The organism is Cellulomonas olei (genome assembly GCF_039548315.1).
GTDB lineage: Bacteria > Actinomycetota > Actinomycetes > Actinomycetales > Cellulomonadaceae > Cellulomonas.
In genome coordinates, this window is sequence record NZ_JBCLVN010000065.1 from 1 (window position 1) to 4,187 (window position 4,187).

The 4,187-nt window shown below is 77.7% G+C and carries 5 protein-coding genes and 1 pseudogene; all 6 read right to left on the reverse strand.

The genetic code is table 11. The annotated features are described in order from the left end of the window. Positions 1-371 (reverse strand): annotated as a pseudogene (locus AAHH18_RS16195) (hypothetical protein); the annotation flags it as partial. Then, on the reverse strand, positions 368-1,900 hold the full coding sequence (locus tag AAHH18_RS16200) for a YifB family Mg chelatase-like AAA ATPase (RefSeq protein WP_343302322.1): 1,533 nt from the start codon (positions 1,898-1,900) through the stop codon (positions 368-370). The pseudogene AAHH18_RS16195 and the gene AAHH18_RS16200, both read right to left, overlap by 4 nt. Then, the gene (locus AAHH18_RS16205; RefSeq protein ID WP_343302323.1) at positions 1,900-2,262 is read right to left on the reverse strand and encodes a YraN family protein; all 363 of its coding nucleotides are present in this window, start codon (positions 2,260-2,262) and stop codon (positions 1,900-1,902) included. Before AAHH18_RS16205 ends, AAHH18_RS16200 begins: the two co-directional genes overlap by 1 nt. Positions 2,263-2,406: 144 nt before the next feature. Beyond that, on the reverse strand, positions 2,407-2,730 hold the full coding sequence (locus tag AAHH18_RS16210) for a DUF2469 domain-containing protein (RefSeq protein ID WP_222169755.1): 324 nt from the start codon (positions 2,728-2,730) through the stop codon (positions 2,407-2,409). Between the two features lie 55 nt (positions 2,731-2,785). Beyond that, positions 2,786-3,748 carry a ribonuclease HII gene (locus tag AAHH18_RS16215; RefSeq protein WP_343302324.1) on the reverse strand — a complete coding sequence of 321 codons (963 nt, stop codon included), beginning with the start codon at positions 3,746-3,748 and terminating at the stop codon, positions 2,786-2,788. Beyond that, positions 3,745-4,187 (reverse strand): signal peptidase I (lepB, locus tag AAHH18_RS16220; protein ID WP_343302325.1); only part of this gene is annotated, 443 nt, incomplete at its 5' end. The genes AAHH18_RS16215 and lepB, both read right to left, overlap by 4 nt.

Genomic DNA, 4,187 nt, shown 5'->3' on the forward strand with positions numbered 1-4,187 from the left:
GCGCCCGCCGCGCCCGCCGCGCCCGTCGTGCCCGTCGTGCCCGCCGCGCCCGCCGTCTCGGCGACCCGCGCGGTGGCCCGCTCCGGGGCCTCGCGCACGAGTGCCCGGAGCAGCCGCACGCCCTCCGTCGGCCCGACGCCGACCGCCCAGGCCGCCCAGCCGAGAGCGACGCCGGCGCCGAGGGCACCGACCACCGCTCCGGCGGTCGCGTCACCGGGCTCCGCGACGATGCTCCAGGCGACGCGTGCGACCAGCTCCTCCTGCCCGGCCGCCCCGCCGGGATCGGCCTGTGCGGCGGGTGCGGGCGCCACGCGATCGGGCGCGGAGGCGTCCCCGGGGGCCCCGGCGTGCGGCGCGTCGTCCCGGGTCATGCGCCGGCCTGCCCGCGGGTGCGCAGGGCCATGGCGATCCCGATCTCCGCGCGGGTGGGCGCGTCGAGCCCCGCGAGATCCGCGAGCGTCCACGCGACGCGCAGCACGCGGTCCGCGCCCCGGAGGGTGAGCCAGCCCGCGTCGACGGCGTCGTCCACGTCGGTGAGCAGCCTCCTGCCCGCCCGGAGCCTGTCGCGCAGCTCCCGCCCCGGGACCTCGGCGTTGACGCGCCACGGGGTCCCCGCCCACCTGTCCACCTGCGCCGTCCTCGCGGCGGCGACGCGGGCGGCGACCGTGGCCGTGCTCTCCCCGGGCTCGGCGAGCTGGGCCCTGGCGACCGGGGGCACCTCGACCTGCACGTCCACGCGGTCGAGGAGCGGCCCGGAGATGCGCCCGAAGTAGCGCCGCCGCTCCAGCGACGTGCAGTCGCAGCCGAGACCGGACCCGGTCGCACGGCCGCAGGGGCACGGGTTGGCGGCGAGCACGAGCTGGAAGCGGGCCGGGTACCGGGCGGCGCCGCCCGAGCGGTGGATGACCAGCTCCCCGTGCTCGAGGGGTTGGCGCAGCGTCTGGAGCACGGCGGCGGGGAACTCCGGCGCCTCGTCCATGAACAGGACCCCGCGGTGCGCCCGCGACGCCGCACCCGGCCGGGGCGTGCCCGAGCCACCACCGATGATGCTGGCCGGCGTCGCCGTGTGGTGCGGGTCCTCGAACGGAGGGCGGCGCAGCAGCCCGCCGGAGGGGTCGAACGTCCCGGCGACCGAGTGCACGGCGGTCACCTCGACGGCGTCCGCCTCGCCGAGGTCGGGCAGCAGGCCGGGCAAGCGGGAGGCCAGCATCGTCTTGCCCGCCCCGGGTGGCCCGACCAGCAGCAGGTGGTGGGCGCCGGCGGCGGCGACCTCGACCGCGGTGCGCGCCTCCGGCTGGCCGAGGACGTCCGCGAGGTCGCCGACGGGATGCCGCCTGCCGGCCGCTCCGCGGTCGGGCGCCACCGCCGCCACCTCGGGCACCTGGACCGCGCCACCGTGCCGCCGCACGACCTCCGCCAGGCTCCGGCACCCCGTGACCCGGGCGCCCGGCACCAGCGCGGCCTCGGCGGCGTCGGCGACGGGCACGACGACGTCCGGGTGGCCGGCCGCGACCGCCGCCGCCACGGCGGGCAGGACGCCCCGGACCGGCCGGAGCCGTCCGTCGAGACCCAGCTCGCCCAGGTGGACGGCGCGGTCCGCGGCGGCCGCGTCCACCAGCCCGGCGGCGGCGAGCACCGAGACGGCCACGGCCAGGTCGAACCCCGGGCCGGACTTCGGCAACGCGGCCGGGGAGAGGTTCACGGTGATCCGGCGGTTCGGCCACGTCAGTCCCGTGGAGCCGACGGCCGCGCGCACCCGGTCCCGCGCCTCGGTCAGCGAGGTGTCCGGCAGCCCCACGAGCGCGAACGCCGGCAGCGCCGACGCCAGGTGCGCCTCGACGTCGACCACGTGTCCGCGGAGGCCCACGAGCGCCACCGCGCGGGTGCGGCCGAGCACCATCAGCAGATCCCCCGCACGTGCTCGAGGCGCGGCGGCTCGGCGTGCCGCAGCTCGACGGCCACCACGTCCAGCCGCACCCCACGGGCGCGGACGTCGTGCGTCGCGAGCCAGTGCGCGAGCAGTCGCCGCAGCCTCCGGACCTTCGCGGGGGTCACCGCCTCGGCGGGCGTCCCGAACGTCCGCGAGGTCCGGGTCTTGACCTCCACGCCGACGACCTCGTCCGCGTCCCGGTCGAGCACGACGAGGTCGAGCTCGCCTCCCGGCCCGAACCAGTTCCGGTCCAGGACCTCGAACCCCTCGGCCCGCAGGGCGTCCGCCGCCAGTCCCTCACCGAGCCGGCCCGTCTGGTTCCTCGTGCGCATCGGCGTCACCTCCGGGCACGAGCGTGGCCCGCGAGCAGCCCTGCGTCCGGCCGCGACGGACGGCCGTGGGGACCACGCGACGCCGGTCCCCCTGTGGAGGACCGGTCGCCCGCGTGACGCCCGGGGAGGCCCGCGCGGGCCGGGTCAGCGCGTGAAGCCGGACCCGCCGCCGAGGTCGAGGTCCGCCTTGACGAGCTCCTCGACGTTGACGTCCTTGAACGTCACCACGCGCACCGACTTCACGAACCGCGCCGAGCGGTAGACGTCCCACACCCAGGCGTCGGCCAGGGTCACCTCGAAGTAGACCTCGCCGGCCGCGGACCGCACCTGCAGGTCGACGTGGTTGGCGAGGTAGAACCGGCGCTCGGTCTCCACGACGTACGAGAACAGCCCGACCGCGTCCCGGTACTCGCGGTAGAGCGCGAGCTCCATGTCGGTCTCGTAGTTCTCCAGGTCCTCCGCACTCACCGGCCCATCATCCCCCATCCGGGCGCGGGTGCTCGCACGGGGACGGCCCCGGGGCTCATCCGGCGACGTCGAGCCGCGGGTCGAGCAGCGCACCGAGAGGGAGCGCGCCGCCGGCCGTGGCGCCCGCCGCGCGGACGTCCTCCCCCGCGACGGACAGGCCCGCGGCCTCCCGCTGCGGCAGCCGCCAGGACGTGCGGTGGTGCGGCGTCGGGCCCAGCCGGCGCAGCGCCGCCAGGTGCTCGGGTGCCGAGTAGCCCTTGTTCTCCGCCCAGCCGTACTCCGGGTGGTCCTCGGCGAGTCGCACCATGATCGCGTCGCGCTCGGTCTTGGCGAGGATGCTCGCGGCGGCGACGGCGGCGCACCGCAGGTCCGCCTTGACCATGGTGCGCACCGGGGGCACCGCGTCGAGCACCGGCGGCGGCCCGAGCAGCGTGTCCTGGGCGGGCGTCGTCACGTAGTCGTGGTTGCCGTCGAGCAGCAACGTGGCGGGCGGGACCGTGAGGGCGGCGATCGCGCGGTGCGCGGCCAGCCGCAGCGCGGCGATGATCCCGTACCGGTCGATCTCGGAGGGCTCGGCGTGGCCGACCGACCAGCACGCGGCCCAGCGGCGGATCAGCGGCGCGAGACGCTCCCGGGCCTCCGGCGTGAGGAGCTTGCTGTCGCGCACGCCCTGCGGGGCGGAGCGGGTCTCCGCCGTGACGACGACGACGCCGACCGTCACCGGGCCGCTCAGGCTGCCGCGCCCGACCTCGTCGACGCACGCGAGCGCCGGCACGCCGTCGCGCAGGATCTGCCGCTCGACGCGCAACGTGGGCGCGCCGCCCCGGCCCGTCGCACCCGCCCGCGCACCGGCCGCACGCGCGCCGGCCCGCCGCGCCGGCACCGTGCCCGCCCGCGCGCGCGCCGCACCCGCACGGGCCTCGGTGACACCACCCGTCCCCCGCGCACCGCCCGCGCCGCGGTCGCCGGGCCCGAGGTCGCCGGACCCCAGGTCGTCGGGGCTCACGGAGGTGCTCACGACGCGTCCGGCACGGCCTCGAAGACGTCGCCGGGGTTCCGCAGCATGCCGATGCGGTCGAGCGGCCAGAGCGTCACGAAGGCGGTGCCGACGACGTCGGACACGGGCACGGCGCCTCCCCCGGGGTCGCCGAGGTGCCAGCGCGAGTCCGCCGAGTGCTGGCGGTTGTCGCCCATGACCCACAGCGAGCCCTCGGGGACGGTCACGTCGAAGGCGATCTCGCTGGGGCTCGCGCCCGGTGCGAGGTAGGCGGACTCGTCGACCGCGACGCCGTTGACGGTGACCGGCGAGCCGTCGCCCGCGGAGGCCACGCGGTCGCCGGGCAGGCCGATGACGCGCTTGATGAGGTGGTCCTCGGACTGCTGCGGCATGAGGCCGATGACGATGAGCACGTCCTGCAGGGCGTTGGTCTCCGGGACGTCCTGGTCGGTCAGCCAGC

Bases quoted from the DNA above. Each gene is read 5' to 3' on its own strand.
- AAHH18_RS16200 (WP_343302322.1), bottom strand. From the start codon at position 1,900: ATGGTGCTCGGCCGCACCCGCGCGGTGGCGCTCGTGGGCCTCCGCGGA.
- AAHH18_RS16205 (WP_343302323.1), bottom strand. From the start codon at position 2,262: ATGCGCACGAGGAACCAGACGGGCCGGCTCGGTGAGGGACTGGCGGCG.